The sequence below is a fragment of the Escherichia sp. KTE52 genome (assembly GCF_000408325.1).
GTDB lineage: Bacteria > Pseudomonadota > Gammaproteobacteria > Enterobacterales > Enterobacteriaceae > Escherichia > Escherichia marmotae.
Genome location: NZ_KE138680.1, coordinates 582,883 through 609,869, shown reverse-complemented (window position 1 = coordinate 609,869; position 26,987 = coordinate 582,883). Strand labels below are relative to the sequence as shown.

General features: G+C 50.6%; 33 protein-coding genes. 17 read left to right on the top strand and 16 right to left on the bottom strand.

What is annotated here, in order from left to right:
- The first annotated feature begins 60 nt into the window (after window positions 1-60).
- The 4 genes from A1SC_RS08725 to mtgA all read left to right on the top strand — a co-directional run bounded on the left by A1SC_RS08725 (window position 61) and on the right by mtgA (window position 5,030).
- Complete coding sequence (locus tag A1SC_RS08725) at window positions 61-990, top strand: tRNA modification radical SAM protein MnmL/YtqA (RefSeq protein WP_001517170.1); 930 nt, start codon at window positions 61-63, stop codon at window positions 988-990.
- A gap of 95 nt (window positions 991-1,085) precedes the next feature.
- Complete coding sequence (gene arcB, locus A1SC_RS08730; protein ID WP_000809746.1) at window positions 1,086-3,422, top strand: aerobic respiration two-component sensor histidine kinase ArcB; 2,337 nt, start codon at window positions 1,086-1,088, stop codon at window positions 3,420-3,422.
- Window positions 3,423-3,651: 229 nt separating this feature from the next.
- Window positions 3,652-4,305, top strand: a complete 654-nt coding sequence (gene elbB / locus A1SC_RS08735) for an isoprenoid biosynthesis glyoxalase ElbB (protein ID WP_016262590.1) — start codon at window positions 3,652-3,654, stop codon at window positions 4,303-4,305.
- Window positions 4,302-5,030, top strand: a complete 729-nt coding sequence (gene mtgA, locus A1SC_RS08740; protein WP_000047056.1) for a monofunctional biosynthetic peptidoglycan transglycosylase — start codon at window positions 4,302-4,304, stop codon at window positions 5,028-5,030. The genes elbB and mtgA overlap by 4 nt, the downstream gene beginning before the upstream one ends.
- Here the strand turns inward: mtgA and yrbL are convergent.
- The 12 genes from yrbL to A1SC_RS08800 form a co-directional block, all read right to left on the bottom strand.
- The gene (gene yrbL, locus A1SC_RS08745) at window positions 5,027-5,659 is read right to left on the bottom strand and encodes a PhoP regulatory network protein YrbL (protein ID WP_000620415.1); all 633 of its coding nucleotides are present in this window, start codon (window positions 5,657-5,659) and stop codon (window positions 5,027-5,029) included. The genes mtgA and yrbL overlap by 4 nt on opposite strands.
- A 217-nt stretch (window positions 5,660-5,876) precedes the next feature.
- Window positions 5,877-6,149, bottom strand: a complete 273-nt coding sequence (gene npr / locus A1SC_RS08750; protein ID WP_000216792.1) for a PTS phosphocarrier protein NPr — start codon at window positions 6,147-6,149, stop codon at window positions 5,877-5,879.
- Window positions 6,146-7,000, bottom strand: a complete 855-nt coding sequence (rapZ, locus tag A1SC_RS08755) for an RNase adapter RapZ (RefSeq protein WP_000243741.1) — start codon at window positions 6,998-7,000, stop codon at window positions 6,146-6,148. Before rapZ ends, npr begins: the two co-directional genes overlap by 4 nt.
- 45 nt (window positions 7,001-7,045) lie before the next feature.
- Window positions 7,046-7,537 (bottom strand): PTS IIA-like nitrogen regulatory protein PtsN, encoded by a 492-nt coding sequence (gene ptsN / locus A1SC_RS08760; protein ID WP_000609336.1) that lies wholly within the window; start codon window positions 7,535-7,537, stop codon window positions 7,046-7,048.
- Between the two features lie 117 nt (window positions 7,538-7,654).
- A complete protein-coding gene (hpf, locus tag A1SC_RS08765) occupies window positions 7,655-7,942 on the bottom strand; it encodes a ribosome hibernation promoting factor (RefSeq protein WP_001176602.1) in 288 nt (95 codons plus the stop codon).
- Window positions 7,943-7,964: 22 nt separating this feature from the next.
- Window positions 7,965-9,398 (bottom strand): RNA polymerase factor sigma-54, encoded by a 1,434-nt coding sequence (rpoN, locus tag A1SC_RS08770; protein ID WP_000809027.1) that lies wholly within the window; start codon window positions 9,396-9,398, stop codon window positions 7,965-7,967.
- Between the two features lie 47 nt (window positions 9,399-9,445).
- A complete protein-coding gene (gene lptB / locus A1SC_RS08775) occupies window positions 9,446-10,171 on the bottom strand; it encodes an LPS export ABC transporter ATP-binding protein (protein ID WP_000224099.1) in 726 nt (241 codons plus the stop codon).
- Window positions 10,172-10,177: 6 nt separating this feature from the next.
- Window positions 10,178-10,735, bottom strand: a complete 558-nt coding sequence (gene lptA, locus A1SC_RS08780; protein ID WP_000669775.1) for a lipopolysaccharide ABC transporter substrate-binding protein LptA — start codon at window positions 10,733-10,735, stop codon at window positions 10,178-10,180.
- The gene (gene lptC, locus A1SC_RS08785; RefSeq protein ID WP_000030542.1) at window positions 10,704-11,279 is read right to left on the bottom strand and encodes an LPS export ABC transporter periplasmic protein LptC; all 576 of its coding nucleotides are present in this window, start codon (window positions 11,277-11,279) and stop codon (window positions 10,704-10,706) included. Before lptC ends, lptA begins: the two co-directional genes overlap by 32 nt.
- On the bottom strand, window positions 11,276-11,842 hold the full coding sequence (kdsC, locus tag A1SC_RS08790) for a 3-deoxy-manno-octulosonate-8-phosphatase KdsC (RefSeq protein ID WP_000030047.1): 567 nt from the start codon (window positions 11,840-11,842) through the stop codon (window positions 11,276-11,278). The genes lptC and kdsC overlap by 4 nt, the downstream gene beginning before the upstream one ends.
- 20 nt (window positions 11,843-11,862) lie before the next feature.
- Window positions 11,863-12,849 carry an arabinose-5-phosphate isomerase KdsD gene (gene kdsD / locus A1SC_RS08795; RefSeq protein ID WP_001517166.1) on the bottom strand — a complete coding sequence of 329 codons (987 nt, stop codon included), beginning with the start codon at window positions 12,847-12,849 and terminating at the stop codon, window positions 11,863-11,865.
- A gap of 13 nt (window positions 12,850-12,862) precedes the next feature.
- Window positions 12,863-13,840 (bottom strand): calcium/sodium antiporter, encoded by a 978-nt coding sequence (locus tag A1SC_RS08800; RefSeq protein ID WP_000922895.1) that lies wholly within the window; start codon window positions 13,838-13,840, stop codon window positions 12,863-12,865.
- A 209-nt stretch (window positions 13,841-14,049) separates the two neighbouring features.
- Between A1SC_RS08800 and mlaF the strand changes: the two genes are divergently transcribed.
- The 7 genes from mlaF to murA all read left to right on the top strand — a co-directional run bounded on the left by mlaF (window position 14,050) and on the right by murA (window position 18,880).
- Window positions 14,050-14,859 (top strand): phospholipid ABC transporter ATP-binding protein MlaF, encoded by an 810-nt coding sequence (gene mlaF, locus A1SC_RS08805; RefSeq protein WP_000438247.1) that lies wholly within the window; start codon window positions 14,050-14,052, stop codon window positions 14,857-14,859.
- 7 nt (window positions 14,860-14,866) lie between these two features.
- Complete coding sequence (gene mlaE, locus A1SC_RS08810) at window positions 14,867-15,649, top strand: lipid asymmetry maintenance ABC transporter permease subunit MlaE (protein WP_000925792.1); 783 nt, start codon at window positions 14,867-14,869, stop codon at window positions 15,647-15,649.
- A gap of 4 nt (window positions 15,650-15,653) precedes the next feature.
- Complete coding sequence (gene mlaD, locus A1SC_RS08815) at window positions 15,654-16,205, top strand: outer membrane lipid asymmetry maintenance protein MlaD (protein ID WP_001517165.1); 552 nt, start codon at window positions 15,654-15,656, stop codon at window positions 16,203-16,205.
- 18 nt (window positions 16,206-16,223) lie between these two features.
- Window positions 16,224-16,859: a phospholipid-binding protein MlaC gene (mlaC, locus tag A1SC_RS08820; protein ID WP_000476484.1), complete on the top strand. Its 636-nt coding sequence runs from the start codon at window positions 16,224-16,226 to the stop codon at window positions 16,857-16,859.
- Complete coding sequence (gene mlaB / locus A1SC_RS08825; RefSeq protein WP_000004490.1) at window positions 16,859-17,152, top strand: lipid asymmetry maintenance protein MlaB; 294 nt, start codon at window positions 16,859-16,861, stop codon at window positions 17,150-17,152. Before mlaC ends, mlaB begins: the two co-directional genes overlap by 1 nt.
- A gap of 159 nt (window positions 17,153-17,311) precedes the next feature.
- Window positions 17,312-17,566: a BolA family iron metabolism protein IbaG gene (gene ibaG, locus A1SC_RS08830; RefSeq protein WP_010379217.1), complete on the top strand. Its 255-nt coding sequence runs from the start codon at window positions 17,312-17,314 to the stop codon at window positions 17,564-17,566.
- A gap of 54 nt (window positions 17,567-17,620) precedes the next feature.
- A complete protein-coding gene (gene murA, locus A1SC_RS08835; RefSeq protein WP_000357277.1) occupies window positions 17,621-18,880 on the top strand; it encodes a UDP-N-acetylglucosamine 1-carboxyvinyltransferase in 1,260 nt (419 codons plus the stop codon).
- Window positions 18,881-18,927: 47 nt separating this feature from the next.
- Here murA and sfsB read toward each other — a convergent pair whose 3' ends face one another.
- Both sfsB and ispB read right to left on the bottom strand, forming a co-directional pair.
- On the bottom strand, window positions 18,928-19,206 hold the full coding sequence (sfsB, locus tag A1SC_RS08840; RefSeq protein WP_000429729.1) for a DNA-binding transcriptional regulator SfsB: 279 nt from the start codon (window positions 19,204-19,206) through the stop codon (window positions 18,928-18,930).
- 226 nt (window positions 19,207-19,432) lie between these two features.
- Window positions 19,433-20,404, bottom strand: coding sequence for an octaprenyl diphosphate synthase (gene ispB / locus A1SC_RS08845; protein ID WP_001047349.1), 972 nt, complete (start codon window positions 20,402-20,404; stop codon window positions 19,433-19,435).
- Window positions 20,405-20,662: 258 nt separating this feature from the next.
- On the opposite strand from ispB, the gene rplU reads away from it, so the two are divergent.
- From rplU to cgtA, 4 genes are all read left to right on the top strand, one after another.
- Complete coding sequence (rplU, locus tag A1SC_RS08850) at window positions 20,663-20,974, top strand: 50S ribosomal protein L21 (protein WP_000271401.1); 312 nt, start codon at window positions 20,663-20,665, stop codon at window positions 20,972-20,974.
- A gap of 20 nt (window positions 20,975-20,994) precedes the next feature.
- Entirely contained in the window at window positions 20,995-21,252 is a 258-nt protein-coding gene (gene rpmA / locus A1SC_RS08855) for a 50S ribosomal protein L27 (RefSeq protein WP_000940596.1), read from the top strand.
- Window positions 21,253-21,378: 126 nt separating this feature from the next.
- Complete coding sequence (locus A1SC_RS08860) at window positions 21,379-22,344, top strand: DMT family transporter (protein WP_000813015.1); 966 nt, start codon at window positions 21,379-21,381, stop codon at window positions 22,342-22,344.
- Between the two features lie 15 nt (window positions 22,345-22,359).
- On the top strand, window positions 22,360-23,532 hold the full coding sequence (gene cgtA / locus A1SC_RS08865; protein WP_000673561.1) for an Obg family GTPase CgtA: 1,173 nt from the start codon (window positions 22,360-22,362) through the stop codon (window positions 23,530-23,532).
- A gap of 39 nt (window positions 23,533-23,571) precedes the next feature.
- Here cgtA and dacB read toward each other — a convergent pair whose 3' ends face one another.
- Window positions 23,572-25,005, bottom strand: a complete 1,434-nt coding sequence (gene dacB / locus A1SC_RS08870; RefSeq protein WP_001212669.1) for a serine-type D-Ala-D-Ala carboxypeptidase — start codon at window positions 25,003-25,005, stop codon at window positions 23,572-23,574.
- Between the two features lie 247 nt (window positions 25,006-25,252).
- Between dacB and greA the strand changes: the two genes are divergently transcribed.
- The gene (gene greA / locus A1SC_RS08875; RefSeq protein ID WP_001148001.1) at window positions 25,253-25,729 is read left to right on the top strand and encodes a transcription elongation factor GreA; all 477 of its coding nucleotides are present in this window, start codon (window positions 25,253-25,255) and stop codon (window positions 25,727-25,729) included.
- 155 nt (window positions 25,730-25,884) lie between these two features.
- Here greA and yhbY read toward each other — a convergent pair whose 3' ends face one another.
- Window positions 25,885-26,178, bottom strand: a complete 294-nt coding sequence (gene yhbY / locus A1SC_RS08880; RefSeq protein ID WP_001054420.1) for a ribosome assembly RNA-binding protein YhbY — start codon at window positions 26,176-26,178, stop codon at window positions 25,885-25,887.
- A gap of 126 nt (window positions 26,179-26,304) precedes the next feature.
- Here yhbY and rlmE point away from each other — a divergent pair, with 126 nt between their 5' ends.
- The gene (gene rlmE, locus A1SC_RS08885) at window positions 26,305-26,934 is read left to right on the top strand and encodes a 23S rRNA (uridine(2552)-2'-O)-methyltransferase RlmE (RefSeq protein ID WP_000145975.1); all 630 of its coding nucleotides are present in this window, start codon (window positions 26,305-26,307) and stop codon (window positions 26,932-26,934) included.
- Window positions 26,935-26,987: the final 53 nt, after the last annotated feature.

The following is a 26,987-nucleotide window of genomic DNA, read 5'->3' as shown; positions in this document are numbered from 1 at the left end:
GCGGAATTGAGCTAAAAATGGCAGGCTTTGGCCTCTTTTCAAGGCGCGGTCTATCAGATTATGCAGTTACAGAAATTAGTCAATATGTTTGGTGGAGATCTTACCCGTCGTTACGGGCAAAAGGTGCATAAACTGACGCTGCACGGTGGTTTTAGCTGCCCGAATCGTGATGGCACCATCGGACGCGGTGGCTGCACATTCTGTAATGTTGCCTCGTTTGCCGACGAAGAACAGCAACATCGTTCTATTGCCGAACAACTGGCGCATCAGGCAAATTTAGTTAATCGCGCGAAACGCTATCTGGCTTACTTTCAGGCTTATACCAGCACCTTTGCGGAAGTTCAGGTACTGCGCTCTATGTATCAGCAGGCGGTGAGTCAGGCCAATATTGTCGGTTTGTGTGTTGGCACCCGCCCGGACTGCGTACCGGATGCTGTGCTGGATCTGCTTTGCGAATATAAAGATCAGGGTTATGAAGTGTGGCTGGAACTGGGACTGCAAACCGCTCATGACAAAACGCTACACCGTATTAACCGTGGCCATGATTTCGCCTGTTATCAACGCACGACGCAACGGGCACGTGAACGCGGGCTGAAAGTGTGCTCGCACTTAATTGTCGGCCTGCCGGGTGAAGGACGCACTGAATGTCTGCAAACGCTGGAGCAGGTGGTGGAAACCGGTGTTGACGGCATAAAACTGCATCCGCTGCATATCGTGAAAGGCAGCATTATGGCGAAAGCATGGGAAGCGGGGCGTTTGAACGGTATTGAACTGGACGATTACACGCTGACAGCGGGAGAAATGATCCGCCATACACCACCGGAAGTTATCTATCATCGTATTTCCGCCAGCGCCCGTCGCCCGACGCTACTTGCCCCACTGTGGTGTGAAAATCGCTGGACGGGAATGGTCGAGCTGGATCGCTATCTTACTGAACACGGCGTGCAGGGATCGGCGTTGGGACGCCCGTGGATGCCACCTTCCTCGTAGTTAATCTGGGGAATTCCGCATTTCTCACACAATTTTCAGCGTAACTGTCAGAATTGGGTATTATTGTGGCAGGTTGTCGTGAAGGAATTCCTTAAATGAAGCAAATTCGTTTGTTGGCGCAGTACTATGTTGACCTGATGATGAAGTTAGGTCTGGTGCGCTTCTCAATGCTACTGGCGCTGGCGCTGGTGGTGCTCGCCATTGTGGTTCAAATGGCGGTGACCATGGTGCTGCATGGTGAAGTTGAAAGTATTGATGTTATCCGTTCCATCTTCTTTGGTTTGTTGATTACACCGTGGGCGGTTTACTTTCTTTCGGTAGTGGTGGAGCAACTGGAAGAATCACGGCAACGTCTGTCCCGGCTGGTGCAAAAGCTGGAGGAGATGCGCGAGCGCGATCTGAGCCTCAACGTACAACTGAAAGATAATATTACCCAGCTTAATCAGGAAATTGCCGTTCGTGAAAAAGCAGAAGCTGAATTGCAGGAAACCTTCGGTCAGTTGAAAATTGAAATCAAAGAGCGCGAAGAGACGCAGATTCAGCTCGAACAGCAATCCTCATTCTTACGTTCCTTCCTTGATGCTTCACCCGACCTGGTTTTTTATCGTAACGAAGATAAAGAGTTTTCCGGCTGTAATCGCGCGATGGAGCTGCTGACCGGGAAAAGTGAAAAACAACTGGTGCATCTGAAGCCTGCTGATGTTTACTCGCCGGAAGCCGCAGCAAAAGTCATTGAAACCGATGAGAAAGTGTTCCGTCATAATGTGTCGCTGACCTATGAACAGTGGCTGGATTATCCGGACGGGCGCAAAGCCTGCTTTGAAATCCGTAAAGTGCCGTACTACGACCGTGTAGGTAAACGCCACGGTTTGATGGGCTTTGGTCGCGACATTACCGAGCGTAAGCGTTATCAGGATGCGCTCGAACGCGCCAGCCGCGACAAAACTACTTTTATCTCGACAATCAGCCATGAGTTGCGTACACCGCTGAACGGTATCGTTGGATTAAGTCGTATCTTGCTGGATACGGAACTCACCGCTGAGCAGGAAAAATATCTCAAAACTATCCATGTTTCCGCCGTCACATTGGGGAATATCTTCAACGATATTATCGACATGGATAAGATGGAGCGGCGTAAAGTTCAACTTGATAACCAGCCGGTTGATTTCACCAGCTTTCTTGCCGATCTGGAAAACCTCTCCGCATTACAGGCACAGCAAAAAGGGCTGCGTTTTATTCTGGAACCGACGCTGCCGTTGCCGCATCAGATCATTACCGACGGCACACGTTTACGCCAGATCCTGTGGAACTTAATCAGTAACGCCGTCAAATTCACTCAGAAGGGGCAAGTGACCGTTCGTGTGCGTTATGACGAAGGGGGCATGTTGCATTTTGAAGTGGAAGATTCTGGCATCGGTATTCCGCAGGATGAACTGGATAAAATTTTTGCTATGTATTACCAGGTGAAAGACAGCCACGGCGGTAAACCTGCCACCGGCACCGGTATTGGTCTGGCGGTTTCTCGTCGGCTGGCGAAAAATATGGGGGGGGATATCACCGTCACCAGCGAACAAGGGAAAGGTTCAACCTTTACTTTGACGATCCATGCACCGTCGGTGGCGGAAGAAGTGGATGATGCGTTTGACGAAGATGATATGCCTTTACCGGCGCTGAATGTGCTGCTGGTAGAAGATATTGAACTGAACGTTATTGTTGCACGCTCGGTGCTGGAAAAGCTCGGCAATACTGTCGACGTAGCGATGACCGGTAAGGCGGCGCTGGAGATGTTTAAACCTGGCGAATACGACCTGGTGTTGCTGGATATTCAGTTACCGGATATGACCGGGCTGGATATCTCTCGTGAACTGACGAAGCGTTATCCGCGCGAAGATTTACCGCCGCTGGTGGCTTTAACTGCCAATGTGCTGAAAGATAAACAAGAGTACCTCAATGCCGGAATGGATGATGTGCTGAGTAAGCCGCTTTCTGTGCCGGCGCTAACTGCGATGATCAAGAAATTCTGGGATACCCAGGATGATGAGGAAAGCACGATGACGACAGAAGAGAGCGGTAAATCGGAAGCATTGCTTGATATTCCTATGCTGGAACAGTATCTCGAACTTGTAGGGCCGAAGCTGATCACTGACGGGTTAGCGGTGTTTGAGAAAATGATGCCGGGCTATGTGAGCGTGTTGGAATCGAATCTGACGGCGCAAGATAAAAAAGGCATCGTCGAGGAAGGTCACAAAATTAAAGGTGCGGCGGGGTCAGTGGGGTTACGCCATCTGCAGCAGCTTGGTCAGCAGATCCAGTCTCCCGATCTTCCTGCGTGGGAAGATAATGTTGGTGAATGGATTGAAGAGATGAAAGAAGAGTGGCGTCACGACGTAGAAGTACTGAAAGCGTGGGTTGCGAAAGCTGCTAAAAAATGACCCCGGCTAGACCGGGGTGCGCGAATACTGCGCCAACACCAGGGAAATCTTGGCTGCGCCGTAAATTATTATGATGAGTTACAAGGGCGCAGCACTGTTTTTCAGGCCGCACGCAGTTAAGATAGCAAATCTTAAATGATTTGTTACATGAATCAGTTAAATGTGTGATGCGTAGCATTCTTATTAAAAAGATTAATGTGTTTCAGTCAGTTGCGAAAGGATGATCACAATGAAGAAAATTGGCGTAGTTCTGAGCGGGTGCGGTGTCTATGACGGTTCTGAAATCCATGAAGCGGTTTTGACGTTATTAGCAATTTCACGCAACGGTGCGCAGGCGGTCTGCTTTGCGCCGGATAAGCAGCAGGTTGATGTTATCAACCATTTAACTGGCGAGCCGATGGCGGAAACGCGCAATGTGTTGATTGAAGCAGCACGTATAACGCGTGGTGAGATCCGTCCTCTGGCTCAGGCCGATGCCGCCGAACTGGATGCGTTGATTGTGCCAGGTGGTTTTGGTGCGGCGAAAAATTTAAGCAATTTTGCCAGCCTTGGCAGTGAATGCACCGTTGACCGTGAATTAAAGGCGCTGGCGCAAGCGATGCATCAGGCAGGTAAACCGCTTGGCTTTATGTGCATTGCCCCGGCGATGCTGCCTAAAATTTTCGATTTCCCGCTGCGTTTGACCATTGGCACAGATATCGATACCGCAGAAGTACTGGAAGAGATGGGCGCAGAGCATGTGCCGTGCCCGGTCGATGATATCGTTGTTGATGAAGACAATAAGATTGTCACTACACCAGCGTATATGCTGGCGCAGAACATTGCGGAAGCGGCGAGCGGCATTGATAAGCTGGTTTCCCGCGTGCTGGTTCTGGCTGCATGAGTAAAAGCCGCTTAACGGCGTTCGGTTTCGTCCGCCGTTTTCTTCTGCGGTTAGTGGTTGCCCTTGCCGTGTTCTGGGGTGGGGGTATCGCGTTGTTTAGCATAGCGCCAGTTCCGTTCTCGGCGGTAATGGCTGAGCGTCAGGTGAGTGCCTGGTTGCATGGTAACTTTCGTTACGTGGCGCATTCTGATTGGGTTAGTCTGGATCAAATCTCGCCGTGGATGGGGCTGGCGGTGATTGCCGCAGAAGATCAGAAATTCCCCGACCATTGGGGCTTTGATGTGGCTTCTATTGAGAAAGCGCTGGCGCACAATGAACGCAATGAAAACCGCGTTCGCGGCGCATCAACAATTTCACAGCAGACAGCCAAAAATCTCTTTTTATGGGATGGGCGTAGTTGGGTACGAAAAGGGCTGGAAGCCGGGTTAACATTGGGGATAGAAACGGTCTGGAGCAAAAAGCGTATCCTGACGGTTTACCTGAATGTAGCCGAATTTGGTGAAGGGGTATTTGGTGTTGAAGCCGCAGCGCAACGTTATTTCCATAAACCTGCCAGCAAACTCACCCAGTCGGAAGCGGCGTTACTGGCTGCAGTATTACCCAACCCACTCCGTTTCAAAGTCTCTGCACCATCAGGCTACGTGCGTAGCCGTCAGGCGTGGATTTTGCGGCAAATGCATCAATTAGGCGGTGAGTCGTTTATGCGACAACACCAACTATATTAAGCTTCGTGCGAAGTGAGTGAGAGTTTCTTGTTCTCACAAGATAGCGTCTCTTTCTGCAGCGCAACAGCTAGCGCGGGTTGCGCGATAAAACGTTGCCACAATCGCTTTTGCTTACGTAGACAACACCACTTCGACCAGGTCGCCAGCGGAATCCACGTGCTTTCACCAATGTTGTCACAGACGACGGGAATAATTTCTGACTCGCTGATACGGTGGCAGAGGATATTCTGCGGCTTCAGCGACATCGTCACGATGCGATTATCCTGCAAATAACGCTTCAGGTGTTTCAGTAACTGGCGCAGTTGCGCGATATCTTCTTCGTAACGGCATTGTTTAGCAAATTCGGTCAATGTAATAGACGGCTTGCCATCAAAATCGGCAATGACATCGTAGACATAACCGGTTCCGCAATCAGTCTCAACTGTACCGTGATAGCGTGGAATACCGCTCCAGTCTTTCAAACGACGACCAAGGTGCGCATAGTACTTTAACTCGCGGCGGATCTCTTTATCGCCACCGTCGCCACGGTGGTAGACAATCTTGATACAGCGTTGGGCATCTTCCGGATGCGCGTAACATTTCCGATGTCTTCCGGTGCCCAGGGGACTTTGTTCAGATAAGCGAATCATGCCATCTCCTGGAAATATTTTCTGACAGTCTCCAGTATGGGGGCTTAACTTAAACGAAACCTAAACAAGGCTTTTTAAGGTTTTCTTAAGGTTTTGTGTGTATGGAAAAGCGCACGAAATGTACAAATGACGTTCATTGATGACGATTTCAGTACGCGCTTTTCTTATTGCCCTGAAGGGCTGAGGAGGGGGAATTTAAATGTCAGAGGGATGAAGATTAATCTTCATCGAAACCGGAATTAAAGAGAGCAATAACCGCAGCCAGCGCTTCGACTTCCTGTGGGCCTGTCGCTTCGACTTCAATCTGTCGTCCTTTGGCAGAGTCCAGCATCAAGAGCGCAATAACGCTGTTGGCTTCAGCCTCGGTGCCTTCGTCATTACGTAACAGCACTTCAGCGTCAAAACCTTGCATTAATTCAAAGAGTTTCATAGCAGGCCGGGCATGCATGCCCAGCTTGTTAGTGATTTCGACAGTTTGCTTGACGGTCATGGTTTGCGTTTTTCCAGCGTGCGATGGCGTGACTGGACGTTTTTACCGCGTGAGCGGAAGTAGTCTGCCAGTTGTTCTGCAATATACACCGAACGGTGCTTCCCGCCAGTACAACCAATGGCGACCGTCAGGTAGCTACGGTTGTTGGTTTCCAGCATAGGTAACCATAGCTCAAGATAGCTGCGCGTCTGGTAGATGAAATTGTGTACTTCTGTGTGACGATCGAGGAACGCAGCGACAGGTTTATCAAGGCCGGTCATCGGACGCAGTTTCGGGTCCCAGTGCGGGTTCGGCAGGAAACGCACGTCAAAGACATAATCCGCATCAATAGGAATGCCGTGCTTGAAGCCGAAGGACTCAAAGACCATCGTCAGTTCACGCTCGCGTTTACCCAGCAGACGGGTACGCAGCATTTCCGCCAGCTCGTGAACGGACATTTCTGACGTATCGACAATCAAATCCGCCCGCGAACGCAGTGGCTCCAGCAGATCGCTTTCTTTGTCGATAGCGCTCTCCAGCGACAGATTTTTGCTGGAAAGTGGGTGCAGGCGGCGCGTATCGCTGTAACGGCGTATTAACGTGTTACGGTCGGCATCCAGGAACAGCAGTTGCGGTGAGAAAGCATCAGGCAGATTGCTCATCGCCTGTTCGAATATTTCTGGCGACTCCGGCATATTACGAACATCAATGCTGACGGCGGCAGAAATCTCGCGATCGGCCAGGGTACGGGCCAGATCGGGTAACAACACCACGGGAAGGTTATCCACGCAGTAAAAACCCATATCTTCCAGCGCACGCAGGGCGACAGATTTACCTGAACCCGAACGTCCACTGACGATCATCAGTACCATGTACTGTTTCTCCTCACAACGTCTAAAAGAGACATTACAGAATAACTACGCTTCATCCGGAGTACCTTCGGTATCCGTAATGATTTGATACAGCTCTTCATCGCTTTGGGCTGCGCGTAAACGGCGGCAGATGGTTTTGTCCGCCAGACGTTTCGCCACCAGCGAAAGAGTATGCAGATGCGTTTTGGTTTGGTCAGCCGGTACTAGCAGGGCAAAAAGCAAGTCAACCGGTTGGTTATCGATGGCATCAAAAGCGATAGGCGTTTCGAGCTGAACGAAAACGCCAACAGCACGCAGAGTATCTTCTTCCAGTTTGCCATGCGGAATTGCAATACCATTACCAATACCGGTACTGCCCATTTTTTCCCGCGTCAGGATAGCTTCAAAAACCACCTGAGGCGGCAGGCTAAGTTGTTTCGCCGCCAGTTCGCTGATGATTTCCAGTGCGCGTTTTTTGCTCTGGCAGTGGACGCGGCTTCGCGTACATTCCCTGTTAAGAACACTGCTAAGCTGTAGAGTTGTATCATTATTTATCATAATTTCACCTAAGAGCCTGTCCACTCAAACAGTGGAACAGGCTCGGAGCATTAACCGTACAAATGGCCCGTTGTGCCACACAACAGGCCACCATGCACTTGCTAATCGCCCGGACAATTAGTGTTGTTTCAATTTATCTTTATGTTTGGTCAGTTGGCGTGCCAACTTATCGATTAAGCCATCAATGGCAGCGTACATGTCCTGACCTTCCGCGCTGGCATGAATTTCGCCACCGTTTACATGCAGTGTTGCATCTGAGGTATGGGTGACTTTCTCCACTTTCAGAACAACATAGACCTGGTTGATTCGGTCAAAATATTGCTCAAGTTTGGCAAATTTTGAGGTAACAAATTCTCGCAGGGCCTCGGTGATCTCGACGTTATTTCCGGTAATGTTGAGCTGCATAGTGTCTTCCTTATCGGTTGGGTCAAACGAGCTGTTTACGCTGGTTTGACGGCGGAATGGATAAAGACTCTCGGTACTTCGCAACAGTACGGCGTGCCACCATGATACCTTGTTCCGACAGCAAAGAAGTTAACTTGCTGTCGCTCAACGGTTTCGCTGGGTTTTCCGCCGCGATTAATTTTTTCACCAGCGCGCGAATCGCCGTGGACGAGGCTTCGCCGCCGCCCTCGGTATTGACGTGACTGGAGAAAAAATACTTCAGTTCAAAAATGCCTCGTGGACTATGCAGGTACTTTTGCGTGGTCACGCGAGAGATCGTCGATTCATGCATTTCGACAGCCTGAGCGATATCTGCCAGTACCATCGGTTTCATATATTCTTCGCCTTGCTCAAAGAAGGCTTGCTGCTGTTCAACGATACAGCGACTCACGCGCAGTAGCGTATCGTTACGGCTTTCCAGACTCTTAATCAACCATTTGGCATCCTGCAGATTGCTGCGGATAAACTGGCTATCGCCATCATTGCGTGTGTTATTACACATTGAGGCGTAGTGCTGGTTAATTTGTAGCCGTGGAATGCTGTCGCTGTTGAGTTCAACCGTCCATTGACCGTTATGCTTGCGTACCAACACATCTGGAATGACATATTCCGGTTCGCCGGTCTGGATCGATTGACCAGGGCGTGGATCGAGCGACTGGATCAAGTTGACGGCTTCTTTCAGCACATCTTCTTTCAGGCGTGTTACGCGCATCAGTGTGCGGAAGTCGTGATTTGCCAGCAGATCGAGGTGATCGCTAATGATGAGTCTGGCCTCTTCCAGCCACGGCGTAGTTTTGTCGAATTGGGAGAGTTGGATCAGCAGACAGTCACGCAGATCTTTCGCTGCCACGCCAACCGGATCAAAGCGTTGGATTCGTTTGAGGACAGCTTCAACTTCATCGATGTCGATCTCTTCATCGCCCATACTTTCGAGAATATCTTCCAGTGGAACGGTGAGATATCCCGTGTCATCAACGGCATCGACAATCGAGGTGGCGATGGCGCGGTCAGTGTCAGAAAATGGCGTCAGCTCAACCTGCCACATCAGATAATCCTGCAAGGTCTGCGTCGTTTCGCCCTGATAGACCGGTAGCTCGTCGTCGATGTAGTCACCGCTGGTGCCGGATGGCGTACCGGCGGTGTAGATGGTATCCCAACTGGCATCAAGCGGCAGTTCTTCCGGCATCTCTTTTTGTTCGAGCGCGTCAGCAGTGTCTAACGTTTCGCTGTCTGGCGTTTCGTGAGTGTCGATTTCATCATGAGTGTCGATTTGCTCAAGCAGTGGATTACTTTCCAGCGCCTGCTGCAGCTCCTGTTGAAGTTCCAGCGTGGACAACTGCAACAGACGAATTGCCTGTTGTAGCTGAGGCGTCATCGCCAGTTGCTGGCTAAGCCTGAGTTGCAAACCTTGCTTCATGTTCAGAATCGTACTCTCCTGCTAAAACGTCGCGAGCTTCTACCCTATCAGAGTCTGAAGTCTTCCCCAAGGTATACACGCTTAACATGTTCGTCTTGTAAGATTTCTGTCGGCGTGCCGTGGGCGATTAAATGTCCCTGACTGACGATATAAGCACGTTCACAAACAGCCAGCGTTTCACGCACGTTGTGGTCGGTGATAAGTACACCCAGGCCGCTGTCGCGTAAATGCTCAATGATGCGTTTAATGTCGATGACTGAGATCGGGTCAACCCCGGCAAACGGTTCATCGAGCAGGATAAATTTCGGATTTGCAGCCAGCGCGCGGGCAATTTCTACACGACGGCGTTCACCACCGGAGAGCGATTGACCCATGCTGTCGCGAAGATGCTCAATGTGAAACTCTTCCATCAATTCGTTCGCACGATCTTCACGTTGTTCAGCGGATAAATCGTCACGAATTTGCAGTACTGCCATCAGGTTATCGTAAACGCTAAGACGGCGGAAAATTGAAGCTTCCTGCGGCAGATAGCCGATACCGCGACGTGCGCGCGCATGCAGTGGCAGCAGGCTGATATCGTCATCATCAATAATGATGTTGCCCGCATCGCGCGGCACAATACCGACGACCATATAGAAAGTGGTGGTTTTACCGGCACCGTTTGGCCCCAGCAGCCCGACAATTTCCCCGGAGTTAACGGTCAGGCTGACGTCTTCCACCACGCGGCGACCCTTGTAGGCTTTTGCAAGGTTCTTTGCTGTTAATGTTGCCATAACGAATTAATTACCCTTCTTCTGCGCCGGGGTCTGGCCTTTGTTGTTTTTGTCCTGCAACTGCGACGGCACCAGAACGGTGGTTACGCGCTTGCCTTTATCGCTGAAAGCCTGCATTTTCTGCTCTTTCACCAGATAAGTAATTTTATCGCCCGTTATATTGCTATCGACCTGCTGCAGATAAGCATTACCGGTCAGGATGACAAAATCTTTCGCCAGTTCGTAATGCATCTGGGAAGCGTGACCTTCGACTGGTTTACCGTTGTCCTGCATCTGATAGAACGTTGCCGGTTTACCGTAGCCGTCAATCACTTCTTTACCTTGTTCGCCGCCCGGACGAGTAACGACCACTTTATCGGCATTAATTTTGATGGTGCCCTGGGTAACGATGACATTACCGGTAAAGGTGACCACGTTGCCTTGCATATCAAGAGATTGCTGATCCGACTCAATGTGAATCGGCTGGTCAGTGTCTCCGGTAACGGCAAATGCCGGAATACTGGCGGCCAGAAGTGAGCTGGCAAGCACAAGATTAAGGCTGAGTTTGTTTGTTTTGAATTTCATAGGATGTTCTAACCTTTTCAATCAGCTCGGCGTTCTTGCTGCGTAAGTTGCCGCGCATTTTCAGACCGCTGGAGTTAAATGTTGTTCCGTATAACGTGACGAGGTCTTCAGAGGTAACATCCTGCGTCACCAGATTGATCTGCGCGTTATCCGTCGTGATTCTGCGAAGTTGAGAGTCCGGCACGAGTGCGTTGACTTCAACGTGTCCATATAAATAGAGCATCCGATCATTAGTCAGCTTGGCTTTATCCGCTTTTACCGACCATGTCGGGATTTTATCCTTATCAAACGTGGTAAGTACCGGTTGCGTAAACCACGAAACGGCCTGATCGGAATAATATTCAACGTGTTGAGCAATCAATCGATAGCTTAGCGCCCCTTCTGGGTTATAGACGAGCGTGTCCGTATGCTCGCTTTTATAGGTGGGATCATTGTTGTTGACGACCACCTGGGCGGTATCGTCTTTCTCGGTCATGTTAATGCCGATCATCACCAGAACCGCCAGTGATAACACAATGATAACCCAACGTCTGGCTTTACTCATATCGATTGCCCTTTGGCTTCATCCAGTTTGCCCTGCGCCAGGAGTAATAAGTCGCAAACTTCACGAACTGCGCCACGACCACCAGCAATGCGCGTCACGTAATCAGCGCGCGGAATCAACAGCGGATGTGCATCGGCCACAGCCACGCTTAAGCCTACTTTTTCCATTACTGGCCAGTCGATGAGATCATCCCCAACGTAAGCCACGTTTTCCGGGGCGATCGCCAGTTTTTCCAGCAGATCGCTAAAGGCGATAAGTTTGTTCGACTGCCCCTGATACAAATGGGTAATTCCCAATGTGGCACAACGATCTTCTACCAGTTTAGCCTTTCGCCCGGTAATGATGGCGACTTCAATATCAGAGGTGAGCGCACAACGAATGCCATAACCGTCCCGAACATTGAACGCTTTAAGTTCTTCGCCGTTGTTGCCCATATAAATCAGGCCATCTGACAGCACGCCATCGACGTCGAGAATTAGCAGACGAATGTTCTCCGCTTTTGCCATAACGTCGGCGCTGACAGGGCCGTAACAGGTCTCAAGCGACGTACCTGCTTTGCTCATTGTTGTTTATCCTTGAATCTTTACACTACGCCTGCACGCAGTAAATCATGCATATGTAACACACCGAGTAAATGGTCGCCATCGGCAACCATTACGGAGGTGATATGGCGGGACTGCATTAAGTTCAGTGCCTCAACGGCCAGAATGCCAGGGCGCACGCGGATTCCCCCCGGCGTCATCACATCGGCAATGCTTAATTGACGGACATCCACACCCATATCGAAGACACGGCGTAAATCACCGTCGGTAAAGATGCCTTCAATCATCATATTGTCATCGCAAATGACAGTCATACCAAGATTTTTGCGGGTAATTTCCAGTAATGCATCGCGCAGGCTGGCGGTTTTTTTGACATGCGGGATCTCATCACCCGTATGCATAATATCGCTTACGCGCAGCAGAAGTTTACGACCCAGTGCGCCGCCGGGATGTGAGAGCGCAAAATCTTCGGCGGTAAAGCCGCGCGCTTTTAACAGGGCGACGGCGAGAGCATCGCCCATCACCAGCGTGGCGGTGGTGCTGCTGGTCGGTGCCAGCCCCAACGGACAGGCTTCTTTCGCTACTTTAACACACAGATGCACGTCAGCGGCACGCGCCATGCTACTCTCCGGACGACCGGTAATGCAGATTAACGGCACGTGAAGACGCTTAAGTACCGGAATCAATGCTGCGATTTCACTGGATTCACCCGAATTAGAGATAGCAATCACCACGTCTTGTGGCGTAACCATGCCTAAATCGCCATGCGCGGCTTCGCCAGGATGGACGAAAAATGACGGAGTACCGGTGCTGGCAAAGGTAGCTGCCATTTTGCGCCCGATGTGTCCCGATTTGCCCATCCCCATAACTACGACTTTACCTTTACACCAAAACATCTTTTCACAAGCGAGTGTGAAATTCTGATTGATGTATTGATCAAGCTCCGCCAGGCATTCACGTTCAATCGCCAGGACTTCTTTACCTGCTTGCTGAAAGTCAAAACCCGGTTGCAACTCTACGTGCGACATAATGCGTTTCCAGTTATTCAACGAGTATTGGCGATAACCAGTACAACATCGCCAGCCATACGATAAATCCGCCTGTTAATAATACCCCTACGCCACGGCCAGGTTGAGGGGAGCGCCGCCAGCACAGCAACGCAAAAATAATGCTTACCAACAACATCACGCTGTAGTCACGGCTATACGCCAGTGGGTTAATCTCCCCTGGGGTAATCAGCGCCGGTAGACCCAGCACGATGACGATATTAAAAATATTCGCGCCGATGATATTACCGACGGCGATGTCGTTCTCACCTTTGCGTACACCGGCTATCGCGGTTGCCAGTTCTGGCAGACTCGTGCCGATAGCGATTGCCGTCAGACCAATAGTCAACTCGCTGATGGCAAAGTAATTTGCCAGCACGGTAGCGTTATCAATCACCATCCGCGTTGCTACTGGCATGATGATCAGTGCAATGCCGAGCCATAAAAAAGCAACGGGTAAACCACCTTCACGCGGCAGTTCTGCAAGTTGCTCCCTGGTCAGGCTGTCAGTTCCCTGACGTTCAGCCTGATGTGCAAGTTTAACAATGAACAGCAGCCATAGCACAGCCAGAAAGAGGAGAAAGATACCATCGCTGCGGCTAAGTTGTCCGTCATAGAGTACGGAACCGGCTACAACGCTGACCAATAACATTAAGGGTAATTCACGGCGCAGAACATCAGAATGGACGGTAAAAGGGCGTACCAGCGCGGTCAGACCGAGGATCAGCAAGATATTGATAATGTTTGAGCCAAGCGCCGTACCGACAGCTAAATCTCGTTGTTCGTGCAGCGACGCGGCAAGTGAAACAATAATCTCTGGAAGTGACGTACCAATACTGACTACGGTCATACCAATGATCAGCGGTGGAATGCCAAAAGTACGACAAAGAATGGAAGCGGCAAATACCAGTCGGTCGGCACTGTATACGACCAAAAGTAAACCAACAATTAACAGTGCCGTAGCTAAAAGCATCTAACGTCCTTTCTTCAGGTATACTCGCCGGTCCGCTGAAGATTTTCAGAAAGCCGTAATGGATTCTTAATTTTGACTTTATGCGGCTAAAAAGTAAAACAAATGCCAGCTTTCGCTAACCACGGCGGGTAATATTCTGTAAATATGTTGGGTTCAAGGTTAAATTGAGCGTCATGCTTAAAAAATCAACGCAAGACGAAGGGTGAATTATGGAGCAGTCTGTGGCGAATTTAGTCGATATGCGCGATGTCAGTTTTACGCGTGGCAATCGCTGCATCTTCGATAATATTTCCCTGACCGTGCCGCGAGGGAAGATCACGGCAATCATGGGGCCATCGGGCATCGGTAAAACGACGCTACTCCGACTGATTGGTGGGCAAATCGCACCTGATCACGGTGAGATCCTTTTTGATGGTGAGAATATTCCGGCGATGTCTCGTTCGCGCCTGTACACGGTGCGTAAACGCATGAGCATGTTGTTTCAGTCCGGGGCGTTGTTCACCGATATGAACGTATTTGACAACGTTGCCTATCCACTGCGCGAACACACCCAGCTCCCCGCACCATTGTTGCATAGTACGGTAATGATGAAGCTGGAAGCGGTGGGGCTGCGTGGAGCGGCTAAACTTATGCCTTCTGAACTTTCCGGCGGGATGGCTCGTCGCGCCGCACTGGCGCGCGCAATTGCCCTGGAGCCAGATCTCATCATGTTTGATGAACCGTTTGTTGGGCAAGATCCCATCACTATGGGCGTACTGGTGAAGCTGATTTCTGAGCTGAACAGCGCGCTGGGCGTCACCTGTGTGGTGGTTTCTCACGATGTGCCGGAAGTCTTAAGTATTGCGGATCACGCCTGGATTCTGGCGGACAAAAAGATTGTTGCTCACGGTAGCGCTCAGGCGTTGCAGGAGAATCCCGATCCGCGTGTTCGTCAGTTTCTGGACGGGATAGCTGACGGGCCTGTTCCGTTCCGCTATCCTGCCGGCGATTATCACGCTGATCTTTTACCAGGGAGTTAAGCCACTCATGCTGTTAAATGCGCTGGCGTCGCTTGGACATAAAGGGATTAAAACCCTGAGAACGTTCGGGCGGGCCGGGTTAATGTTATTCAATGCGCTGGTCGGCAAACCGGAATTTCGTAAACACGCGCCGCTGCTGGTGCGTCAGCTCTATAATGTCGGCGTCCTGTCGATGCTGATTATTGTGGTTTCTGGCGTATTCATCGGAATGGTGCTGGGTCTACAAGGTTATCTGGTTCTGACCACCTATAGTGCGGAAACCAGTCTGGGGATGCTGGTGGCGTTATCGCTGCTGCGTGAACTGGGGCCGGTGGTTGCCGCGTTGCTGTTTGCCGGACGCGCCGGTTCGGCGTTAACTGCTGAAATTGGTTTGATGCGCGCCACAGAACAACTCTCCAGTATGGAGATGATGGCGGTCGATCCGCTGCGTCGGGTTATTTCTCCACGTTTCTGGGCTGGGGTTATTTCATTGCCGCTGCTGACGATTATTTTCGTCGCCGTGGGGATCTGGGGCGGATCATTGGTCGGCGTTAGCTGGAAAGGTATTGATAGCGGATTCTTCTGGTCGGCAATGCAAAACGCCGTCGACTGGCGTATGGATTTGGTCAACTGTCTGATTAAGAGCGTGGTGTTCGCCATTACGGTGACGTGGATTTCGTTGTTTAACGGTTACGACGCTATCCCGACTTCTGCCGGGATTAGCCGGGCAACCACTCGCACCGTTGTCCACTCGTCTCTGGCTGTTCTGGGGCTGGATTTTGTGCTGACCGCATTGATGTTTGGGAATTGAGTTCATGCAAACGAAAAAAAATGAAATTTGGGTGGGAATCTTTTTATTAGCAGCACTGCTGGCGGCGCTGTTTGTTTGCCTGAAGGCGGCAAACGTGACGTCAATACGTACTGAACCAACCTACACGCTCTATGCGACGTTCGATAACATCGGCGGTCTGAAAGCGCGCTCTCCGGTTAGTATTGGTGGCGTTGTAGTCGGTCGGGTGGCAGATATTACGCTGGATCCAAAAACCTATTTGCCACGCGTGACGCTGGAAATTGAACAACGTTATAACCACATTCCTGACACCAGTTCGCTGAGCATTCGTACTTCCGGTCTGCTTGGGGAGCAATATCTGGCGTTAAACGTCGGTTTTGAAGATCCCGAACTGGGTACTGCTATCCTGAAGGATGGCGATACAATTCAGGACACCAAGTCTGCGATGGTGCTGGAAGATCTCATTGGTCAGTTCCTTTACGGTAGTAAAGGTGATGACAATAAGAATAGTGGCGATGCGCCAGCTACTGCGCCAGGTAATAATGAAACCACTGAACCTGTGGGTACAACGAAATAATTTCAGGAGAACCGACGCATGTTTAAACGTTTAATGATGGTCGCTTTGCTGGTGATTGCACCGTTGAGTGCGGCAACCGCGGCAGACCAGACCAATCCGTATAAGCTGATGGACGAGGCGGCGCAGAAAACGTTCGATCGCCTGAAGAATGAGCAACCGCAAATTCGGGCTAACCCGGATTATCTGCGTACTATTGTTGATCAGGAGCTACTGCCGTATGTGCAGGTGAAATACGCTGGTGCACTGGTGCTGGGTCAGTATTACAAGAGTGCTACCCCGGCCCAACGTGACGCGTACTTTGCCGCTTTCCGTGAGTACCTGAAGCAGGCTTACGGTCAGGCACTGGCGATGTATCACGGTCAGACTTACCAGATTGCGCCAGAACAGCCGCTGGGCGACAAAACCATTGTGCCTATTCGCGTCACCATTATTGACCCGAATGGCCGCCCGCCGGTACGTCTGGATTTCCAGTGGCGCAAAAATTCCCAAACTGGCAACTGGCAGGCTTACGACATGATTGCCGAAGGCGTCAGCATGATCACCACCAAACAAAACGAGTGGGGAACGCTGCTGCGTACCAAAGGTATCGACGGCCTGACTGCGCAACTGAAATCGATTTCTCAACAGAAAATCACTCTGGAAGAGAAAAAATAATGAGTGAGTCACTGAGCTGGGTGCAGACGGGTGACACTCTGGCATTAGCTGGAGAGTTGGATCAAGACGTACTGCTACCGCTTTGGGAAGTGCGTGAAGAAGCGATGAAGGGAATTACCTGCATCGATCTCAGTCGCGTGTCCCGCGTTGATACAGGTGGGTTGGCGTTGCTGCTCCACCTTATCAATCTGGCGAAAAAGCAGGGTCACAGCGTGACGCTTCAGGGGGTAAACGATAAAGTCTATACCCTGGCAAAGTTGTATAATTTGCCGTCTGATGTCCTGCCTCGTTAAATTTTTTCAGGCTGGATAAGGCGTTAACCGTCTGTCCAGCAAATCTGCCTGCAAGTTGAGCCTTGTTTGATACATCAGCAAGGCTTTTTGCTTATTTATGACTGCGCAACTTTGCTCTAAGATGTTTCGCTGGCTTATTAACTGATGAATGAAGATCCCATGGAAAATAATGAAATTCAGAGCGTGCTGATGAACGCTCTCTCCCTCCAGGAAGTCCACGTTTCCGGCGATGGCAGCCACTTTCAGGTTATTGCCGTGGGTGAGATGTTTGACGGCATGAGCCGGGTTAAAAAACAGCAGACGGTTTATGGTCCGCTGATGGAATATATTGCGGATAACCGCATTCATGCTGTGTCGATCAAAGCTTATACCCCTGCGGAGTGGGCGCGCGATCGCAAACTGAACGGCTTTTGAGCTATGGGCGATTTGCCGGTAGCAGATATGAATTGTTAACTGAGAACAAACTAAATGGATAAATTTCGTGTTCAGGGGCCAACAAAGCTCCAGGGCGAAGTCACAATTTCCGGCGCTAAAAATGCTGCTCTGCCTATCCTTTTTGCCGCGCTACTGGCGGAAGAGCCAGTAGAGATCCAGAACGTTCCGAAACTGAAAGACGTCGATACGTCAATGAAATTGCTGAGTCAGCTTGGTGCTAAAGTGGAACGTAATGGCTCTGTGCATATTGATGCCCGCGATGTAAATGTGTTCTGCGCGCCTTACGAGCTGGTGAAAACCATGCGCGCTTCTATTTGGGCGCTGGGGCCGCTGGTAGCGCGTTTCGGTCAGGGACAGGTTTCGCTGCCTGGCGGTTGTACAATTGGTGCGCGCCCGGTTGATTTACATATTTCCGGCCTTGAGCAATTAGGCGCGACCATCAAACTGGAAGAAGGTTACGTTAAGGCTTCCGTCGATGGCCGTCTGAAAGGCGCGCATATCGTGATGGATAAAGTCAGCGTTGGAGCAACAGTCACCATCATGTGTGCCGCAACTCTGGCAGAAGGCACTACCGTTATCGAAAACGCGGCGCGTGAACCGGAAATCGTCGATACCGCCAACTTCCTCATTACGCTGGGCGCGAAAATTAGCGGTCAGGGTACTGATCGAATAGTCATCGAAGGTGTGGAACGTTTAGGCGGTGGCGTCTACCGCGTGCTACCGGATCGTATTGAGACCGGCACGTTCCTGGTCGCTGCGGCGATCTCTCGCGGTAAAATTATCTGCCGTAACGCCCAGCCAGATACCCTCGATGCTGTGCTGGCGAAGTTGCGTGACGCCGGGGCGGACATTGAAGTGGGCGAGGACTGGATTAGCCTGGATATGCATGGCAAACGTCCGAAGGCTGTTAATGTGCGTACCGCGCCGCATCCGGCGTTTCCGACCGATATGCAGGCCCAGTTCACGTTGCTGAACCTGGTGGCAGAAGGGACTGGATTCATCACTGAAACTGTGTTTGAAAACCGCTTTATGCACGTGCCAGAACTGAGCCGTATGGGCGCGCATGCCGAGATTGAAAGCAATACCGTTATTTGTCACGGTGTCGAAAAACTTTCCGGCGCACAGGTTATGGCGACCGATCTGCGTGCTTCAGCAAGTCTGGTGCTGGCTGGTTGTATTGCAGAAGGAACTACGGTTGTTGATCGTATTTATCACATCGATCGCGGCTACGAACGCATTGAAGACAAACTGCGTGCCTTAGGTGCGAACATCGAGCGTGTGAAAGGCGAGTAATCGTCTGAAAGCTGGCAGCCCCGTTCGCGGGGCTACCGCCAGACAACTCATTTTTTCGGTTTGGTGTAGCTGCGCATTAACTGTGTTCTGTCGATAAACGCATGTGTCTGCGGATCGTGATAGCGTGATGGCCAGATTACCCAGGGTTCCGTTCCTAATGCTTTCGCAATAATCATCTCTCCCTTCGGCCAGGGACGTGATAATGCATTTGCCAGCGTCGAAGAACTTAAACCATTTCTGCGAGACTCCGCAGCCATTGATGTTCCTTTTTTCCGCAAACCAGCAATGATGTCGGCAGGATGCCAGTCAATGAAATTATTCTCCATCTTTCCTCACTCCTTAAGTTAGTCGCTTTCATTCAGAACATGCGTTCTGTCGAGCATCACTATACTCCTGATGGCGAGTTGCTCTAAAAAGTTCATGTAAATAGCGTGAAGATTCAGAATATATAAAGAAAATGACCTGATTATTCAGAGAGTATTGCGCTGAATAAGTATTTTTATGGAGCTTACTGGAATTATCCCGCGCAATGCGCGGGATACAGGGAAGGGATTAGCGATCGCGTTGAACAGCGATGTGCGCGAGGCCGATTAATGCCTCTCGCCACGGAGTGTCCGGGAGTACCTGTAATGCTTCAATAGCTTTATCTGCTTCTTCCTCGGCACGCTGACGCGTCCATTCGAGAGAACCACAAGCGTTCATTGCTTCCAGAACAGGTTCCAGAAGATGACGCCCGTTGCCTTGCTCAATGGCGGTACGGATCATCTGCGCTTGTTCCGGTGTGCCATGATGCATTGCATGCAGCAGCGGTAACGTTGGTTTACCTTCGTTCAGATCGTCCCCGACGTTTTTACCCAACTGTTCACCGTCGGCATTGTAATCGAGCAAATCGTCGATTAGCTGGAAAGCGGTGCCGAGGTAGCGACCATAATCCTGCAGACCTTTTTCTTCTTCTGGCGTACAACCTGCCAGAATTCCGGAACACTGAGCAGCAGCCTCAAACAGGCGCGCGGTTTTGCTGTAAATAACGCGCATGTAGTTTTCTTCGGTGATGTCCGGGTCGTTAACGTTCATCAGTTGCAGCACTTCACCTTCTGCGATGACGTTTACCGCTTCGGACATCACTTCCAGCACTTTGAGCGAGCCGAGGCTGGTCATCATCTGGAAAGCGCGGGTATAAATAAAATCACCAACCAACACGCTGGCAGCATTGCCAAACGCGGCGTTGGCGGTAGCTTTACCCCTGCGCATATCTGATTCATCCACAACGTCGTCGTGTAGCAGGGTCGCCGTGTGGATAAACTCGATCAGGGCGGCGATAGTGACATGCGCATTCCCCTCATAGCCAACAGCTCGTGCAGCCAGTACAGCAATCATCGGGCGAATGCGTTTACCCCCGCCGCTGACGATGTAATAGCCTAACTGATTGATCAGTTGGACTTCGGAATTAAGCTGCTCGAGAATTGCCGCATTAACACCCGCCATATCTTGCGCGGTTAACTCATTGATTTTTTCTAAATTCATCGCAAAAGCCGGGCTTTTCGCCCCGATTACCTTACTGTGAACAAAGGCAACTTAGGGTTTATGGTTAGGAATATAGGGTGATTGTACTGAAAAAATGGCACAGATAAACGTTACCGTACAAGTTGTGTTTTTTTTCTTCGTGTATTGACTGTAGCACTTGTCAAAGGCGTGCGTTTTGCGTAATATTCGCGCCCTATTGTGAATATTTATAGCGCGCTCTGAATCATTGAAAAGGTGTGCGCGGAAGCGGAGTTTTATATGTACGCGGTTTTCCAAAGTGGTGGTAAACAACACCGAGTAAGCGAAGGTCAGACCGTTCGCCTGGAAAAGCTGGACATCGCAACTGGCGAAACTGTTGAGTTCGCAGAAGTTCTGATGATCGCAAACGGTGAAGAAGTCAAAATCGGCGTTCCTTTCGTTGATGGCGGCGTAATCAAAGCTGAAGTTGTTGCTCACGGTCGTGGCGAGAAAGTTAAAATCGTTAAGTTTCGCCGTCGTAAACACTATCGTAAGCAGCAGGGCCATCGTCAGTGGTTCACTGATGTGAAAATTACTGGCATCAGCGCCTAAGACCTGAGGAGAGATTTCAAATGGCACATAAAAAGGCTGGCGGCTCCACACGTAACGGTCGCGATTCAGAAGCTAAACGCCTGGGCGTTAAGCGTTTCGGTGGCGAATCCGTTCTGGCGGGTAGCATCATCGTTCGTCAACGTGGTACTAAATTCCACGCGGGCACCAACGTAGGTTGCGGTCGTGACCACACTCTGTTTGCTAAAGCAGACGGTAAAGTGAAATTCGAAGTTAAAGGCCCGAAAAACCGTAAGTTTATCAGCATCGAAGCTGAATAAGTTTTTCGCGTCCCGGTAACGGATGAAAGCCCCGCAACGTGTTGCGGGGCTTTTTACATTCGACAACCGGTAAAAATGCGCATCGTGCGGCGTTAATCCGCAAATGCGTTTTGCAGGGAATACGGTATGAAGCAGCAGGCAGGCATTGGCATTCTTTTGGCGCTCACCACAGCAATTTGCTGGGGGGCGTTGCCAATCGCAATGAAGCAGGTGCTGGAGGTGATGGAACCTCCGACAATCGTGTTTTACCGTTTCTTGATGGCGAGTATTGGCCTTGGGGCCATTCTTGCAGTGAAGAAAAAGCTGCCGCCATTACGCGTGTTTCGTAAGCCACGTTGGTTGATATTACTGGCGGTGGCGACTGCCGGACTGTTTGGGAATTTCATCCTGTTCAGCTCATCCTTGCAATACTTGAGTCCTACCGCCTCGCAGGTGATAGGGCAACTCTCGCCGGTTGGCATGATGGTTGCCAGCGTATTTATCCTGAAAGAGAAAATGCGTAGCACTCAGGTAGTGGGAGCATTGATGCTTCTGAGTGGGCTGGTGATGTTCTTTAACACCAGTCTGGTTGAGATTTTTACAAAGCTCACCGATTACACCTGGGGTGTTATCTTTGGTGTCGGTGCTGCAACGGTCTGGGTGAGTTATGGCGTGGCGCAAAAGGTTTTATTGCGTCGGTTGGCATCACCGCAGATCCTGTTTTTGCTGTACACTTTATGTACAATGGCGCTCTTCCCACTGGCGAAACCAGGGGTAATAGCGCAGCTTAGCAACTGGCAACTCGCATGTTTAATTTTTTGCGGGCTGAATACGTTGGTAGGATATGGCGCCCTGGCGGAAGCGATGGCACGCTGGCAGGCAGCGCAGGTGAGCGCGATCATCACGCTTACTCCACTGTTTACGCTGTTTTTTTCAGATCTTTTATCACTGGCCTGGCCCGATTTCTTCGCCAGACCGATGTTAAACCTTTTAGGTTATCTCGGTGCGTTTGTCGTGGTTGCGGGCGCGATGTATTCCGCCATTGGTCATCGTATTTGGGGCGGATTACGTAAGCATACAACGGTGGTATCGCAACCCCGCGCAGGCGAATGATTTACGGAGAATAAAATGAAGTTTGTTGATGAAGCATCGATTCTGGTCGTTGCAGGTGATGGCGGCAATGGTTGTGTGAGCTTCCGCCGCGAAAAATATATTCCGAAAGGCGGCCCGGATGGCGGCGATGGTGGTGACGGCGGCGACGTATGGATGGAAGCCGACGAGAACCTGAACACGCTTATCGATTACCGTTTTGAAAAATCTTTCCGTGCAGAGCGTGGCCAGAACGGTGCAAGCCGCGACTGTACCGGTAAGCGTGGTAAAGACGTGACGATTAAAGTGCCAGTAGGTACGCGTGTTATCGATCAGGGCACTGGTGAAACCATGGGCGATATGACCAAACACGGTCAGCGCCTGCTGGTTGCTAAGGGCGGCTGGCACGGCCTGGGCAACACCCGCTTCAAATCATCGGTTAACCGTACTCCCCGGCAGAAAACCAACGGTACGCCAGGTGATAAGCGTGAGCTGCTGCTGGAGCTGATGCTGCTGGCTGATGTCGGGATGCTGGGGATGCCAAACGCTGGTAAATCGACCTTTATCCGCGCAGTATCTGCGGCTAAACCGAAAGTGGCGGACTATCCGTTTACCACTCTGGTGCCAAGCCTTGGCGTGGTTCGTATGGACAATGAGAAGAGCTTCGTTGTTGCTGATATTCCGGGGCTGATTGAAGGTGCTGCTGAAGGTGCAGGTCTGGGGATCCGCTTCCTGAAGCATCTGGAACGTTGCCGCGTATTGCTGCACCTTATCGATATCGATCCGATTGACGGCACCGATCCGGTTGAGAACGCGCGCATTATTATTAGCGAGCTGGAAAAATACAGCCAGGATCTGGCGGCGAAACCACGCTGGTTAGTCTTCAACAAGATTGACCTGCTGGATAAAGCGGAAGCCGAAGAGAAAGCGAAAGCCATCGCTGAGGCGCTGGGTTGGGAAGATAAATATTATCTGATCTCTGCAGCGAGCGGGCTGGGCGTGAAAGACCTCTGCTGGGATGTGATGACCTTTATCATCGAAAACCCAGTGGTGCAGGCCGAAGAAGCGAAACAGCCAGAGAAAGTCGAATTCATGTGGGATGATTATCACCGTCAGCAGCTTGAAGAGATTGCTGAAGAGGATGATGAAGACTGGGATGACGACTGGGACGAAGACGACGAAGAGGGCGTTGAGTTCATTTACAAGCGTTAATCAGCAAAACCCCGGCACTGCGCCGGGGTTTCTTTTTAACTAATTGTTCTGATAAATATCTTTGTACAAGCGGCTTTCAAAGCGCACCAACGGAATGCGGCGATTACGTTGATCCGCCGGTTCTACCGCATAGCCAGAAAGATATTGTACAAATGCCATCCGTTGCCCACTTGCCGTGGTAATGAATCCCGCCAGGTTATACACGCCTTGTAACGATCCTGTTTTTGCCGAAACTTTGCCATCTACCCCCGCCTGATGCAGACCGGCACGGTACTGTAACGAGCCGTCATAGCCTGCCAGCGGCAGCATGGAGATAAAGTTAAGCTCGTTATCATGCTGGGCAATGTATTGTAGCACTTGCATCATGGTGGCTGGCGCAATCAGGTTATGTCGTGAAAGCCCTGAACCATCGGCAATAATGGTGTTGCCAATATCGACACCGGCTTGCTGACGCAGGATCTGGCGCACGGCATCGGAGCCGGCTCGCCATGTACCAGGCACATTAAAGCGCGCATGACCAATCATTCGAAAGACGGTATCTGCGATCATGTTGTCCGATTTTTTCAGCATAATCTTAAGCAGATCATGCAAAGGGGCCGACTGTTTGCTGGCGACCACCGTTCCCGGCTCATTAACCTGTGTCTGGCGCAGCAGTGTGCCGGTATAGGTGATGCCTGCCTGTTTAAGCTCATCTTTCAGAATCGCCCCAGCATAGCTGGCACCATCCTGTACGGCAAAGGCCAATGGAAGAGGCTCAGAACGTTGTGGCAGGCATCCAGTTAGCGTAAAGCGGTTAAGGTCACCAGGCACGACATCCAGCTCGCAATATTGCGCTTCGGCAGAACCACGGGGGAGGGTGCGTACCTGACTGAACATCGTAACGGGGTAATAAGATGCCACGCGAATAAAAGCCATATCACCGGGCTTTTGTGCGCTGTAGAGCGAGACAGAGAAGCAATTGCGGTCAACGATAGCGGCGGCTGGCGGAGCGCTAAAGCATTGTGTCATGTCGTTCCAAGGCCAGCCGGGAGCCTTATCGTGACTGGCAAAAATGGAGGTATCTATAAGCACGTTGCCATTGATTTGCGTGATGCCAGATTTTTTCAGGGTTGTTACCATATTGCGAATATCCTGACGTTTTAGCGTCGGATCGGCACCAAATCGCGCCACTAAGTCACCTTTAAGCACACCGTTTTCCACATTACCTTTGGTTTCCAACGTGGTGGTAAAACGAAAGTCGGGGCCGAGTTGAATCAATGCCGCCAGCGCAGTGATGACTTTTTGCGTACTGGCGGGTAGCGCCATCTGCTGACTGTGGTAATCAATAGTGGGGGCAGACGCGCCGACTTTTTGCACCATCAGGGCAAGGTTGGCACCTGCGGGGAGTTGAGTAATGTACTCATCAACATTCGCGGCCTGAACACTGAACGCTATACCGCTGGTCAATCCGATGATAAATCTGGAAAATCGCATAATCTCGCGCTAACAACCTGGAATCGAGCCGTCATACTACGGCGCAACACCCTATAAAGTAAACGATGACCCTTCGGGAACTTCAGGGTAAAATGACCATCAAAATGTGAATTGTAGCTGACCTGGGACCTGTTTCCGGGTCGGTATTTTTTTGCTTCTGGCCCTGGTGAGGAGTTATGCCGGGCTGACCGAACAGCCGGGGTGGGTGGAGACTCGCCCCATCAGGAATATTCAAGAGGTATAACAAATGCAAGCTATTCCGATGACCTTACGCGGCGCTGAAAAATTACGCGAAGAGCTGGATTTTCTGAAATCTGTGCGCCGTCCTGAAATCATTGCTGCTATTGCTGAAGCGCGTGAACATGGCGATCTGAAAGAGAACGCCGAATACCACGCAGCTCGTGAGCAGCAGGGCTTCTGCGAAGGCCGTATTAAAGATATCGAAGCCAAGCTGTCGAACGCTCAGGTAATCGATGTCACCAAAATGCCGAACAATGGTCGCGTTATTTTTGGTGCTACCGTAACGGTGTTGAATCTGGATTCTGATGAAGAGCAGACTTATCGCATCGTAGGTGATGACGAAGCTGACTTTAAACAAAACCTGATTTCTGTAAACTCGCCTATCGCTCGTGGCTTGATCGGCAAAGAAGAAGATGATGTTGTGGTCATCAAAACGCCGGGCGGCGAAGTAGAATTTGAAGTAATTAAGGTGGAATACCTGTAAGAATTACCCAATACTCAAAATGTTGATGTATTGTAAAGAAAGGAAAAAGGCCGCTATGCGGCCTTTTATCAACGAACAGAGCGTGGCATTTTGCTCTCCTGCCTGCGGAAAATCCCTCGTTTTACACAGAAAATGTGTGTAACTTTAGGATAATCTTAGCGTGGCAGCGAGATTTTACGTTCTTTAGTTGGGCGATAAAGCACCAGCGTTTTACCGATGACCTGTACATTACAGGCGCCGGTTTCGCGCACGATAGCTTCCACGATCAAGGTTTTAGTTTCGCGATCTTCTGTTGCGATTTTCACCTTGATGAGTTCATGGTGCTCTAGCGCTTGTTCAATCTCGGCCAGCACCCCTTCGGTCAAACCATTACTGCCAAGCAGAACAACTGGCTTGAGCGGATGTGCCAGACCTTTCAGGTGCTGTTTTTGTTTAGTACTCAGATTCATCGTATTTTTTTGCTTACGTTGGGATTGAAAACGGGTCATTCTACCGCCATCTCCCATATATCACCAAATAGGCGCGTAAAAATTTACGCAATTGGTTACGATGAGTTATCCCAATGGGAAAGTTAAATGACAGGTAAGAAGCGTTCTGCCAGTTCCAGCCGCTGGCTTCAGGAACACTTTAGCGATAAATATGTTCAACAGGCACAGAAAAAGGGGTTACGTTCCCGTGCCTGGTTTAAACTTGATGAAATACAGCAAAGTGACAAACTCTTTAAACCGGGAATGACGGTAGTCGACCTTGGCGCCGCGCCGGGTGGTTGGTCACAATATGTAGTCACCCAAATTGGCGGCAAAGGCCGTATCATCGCTTGCGATCTTTTACCTATGGATCCTATCGTTGGTGTGGACTTTCTTCAGGGCGATTTTCGTGATGAACTGGTCATGAAGGCTCTGCTGGAGCGTGTAGGCGACAGCAAAGTCCAGGTTGTCATGTCAGATATGGCACCAAACATGAGCGGAACACCGGCGGTGGATATCCCCCGTGCCATGTATCTGGTGGAACTGGCGCTAGAAATGTGTCGTGATGTGTTAGCGCCGGGTGGCAGTTTTGTAGTGAAGGTGTTCCAGGGCGAAGGTTTCGATGAGTATCTAAGGGAAATTCGCTCCCTGTTTACGAAGGTTAAAGTTCGTAAGCCGGACTCTTCTCGTGCACGTTCGCGGGAAGTGTATATTGTAGCGACCGGGCGTAAACCCTAACCGGGAGATTTCAGACGAAAGTTTGAAAGATGCTGGATATAGAGTATCCTGAC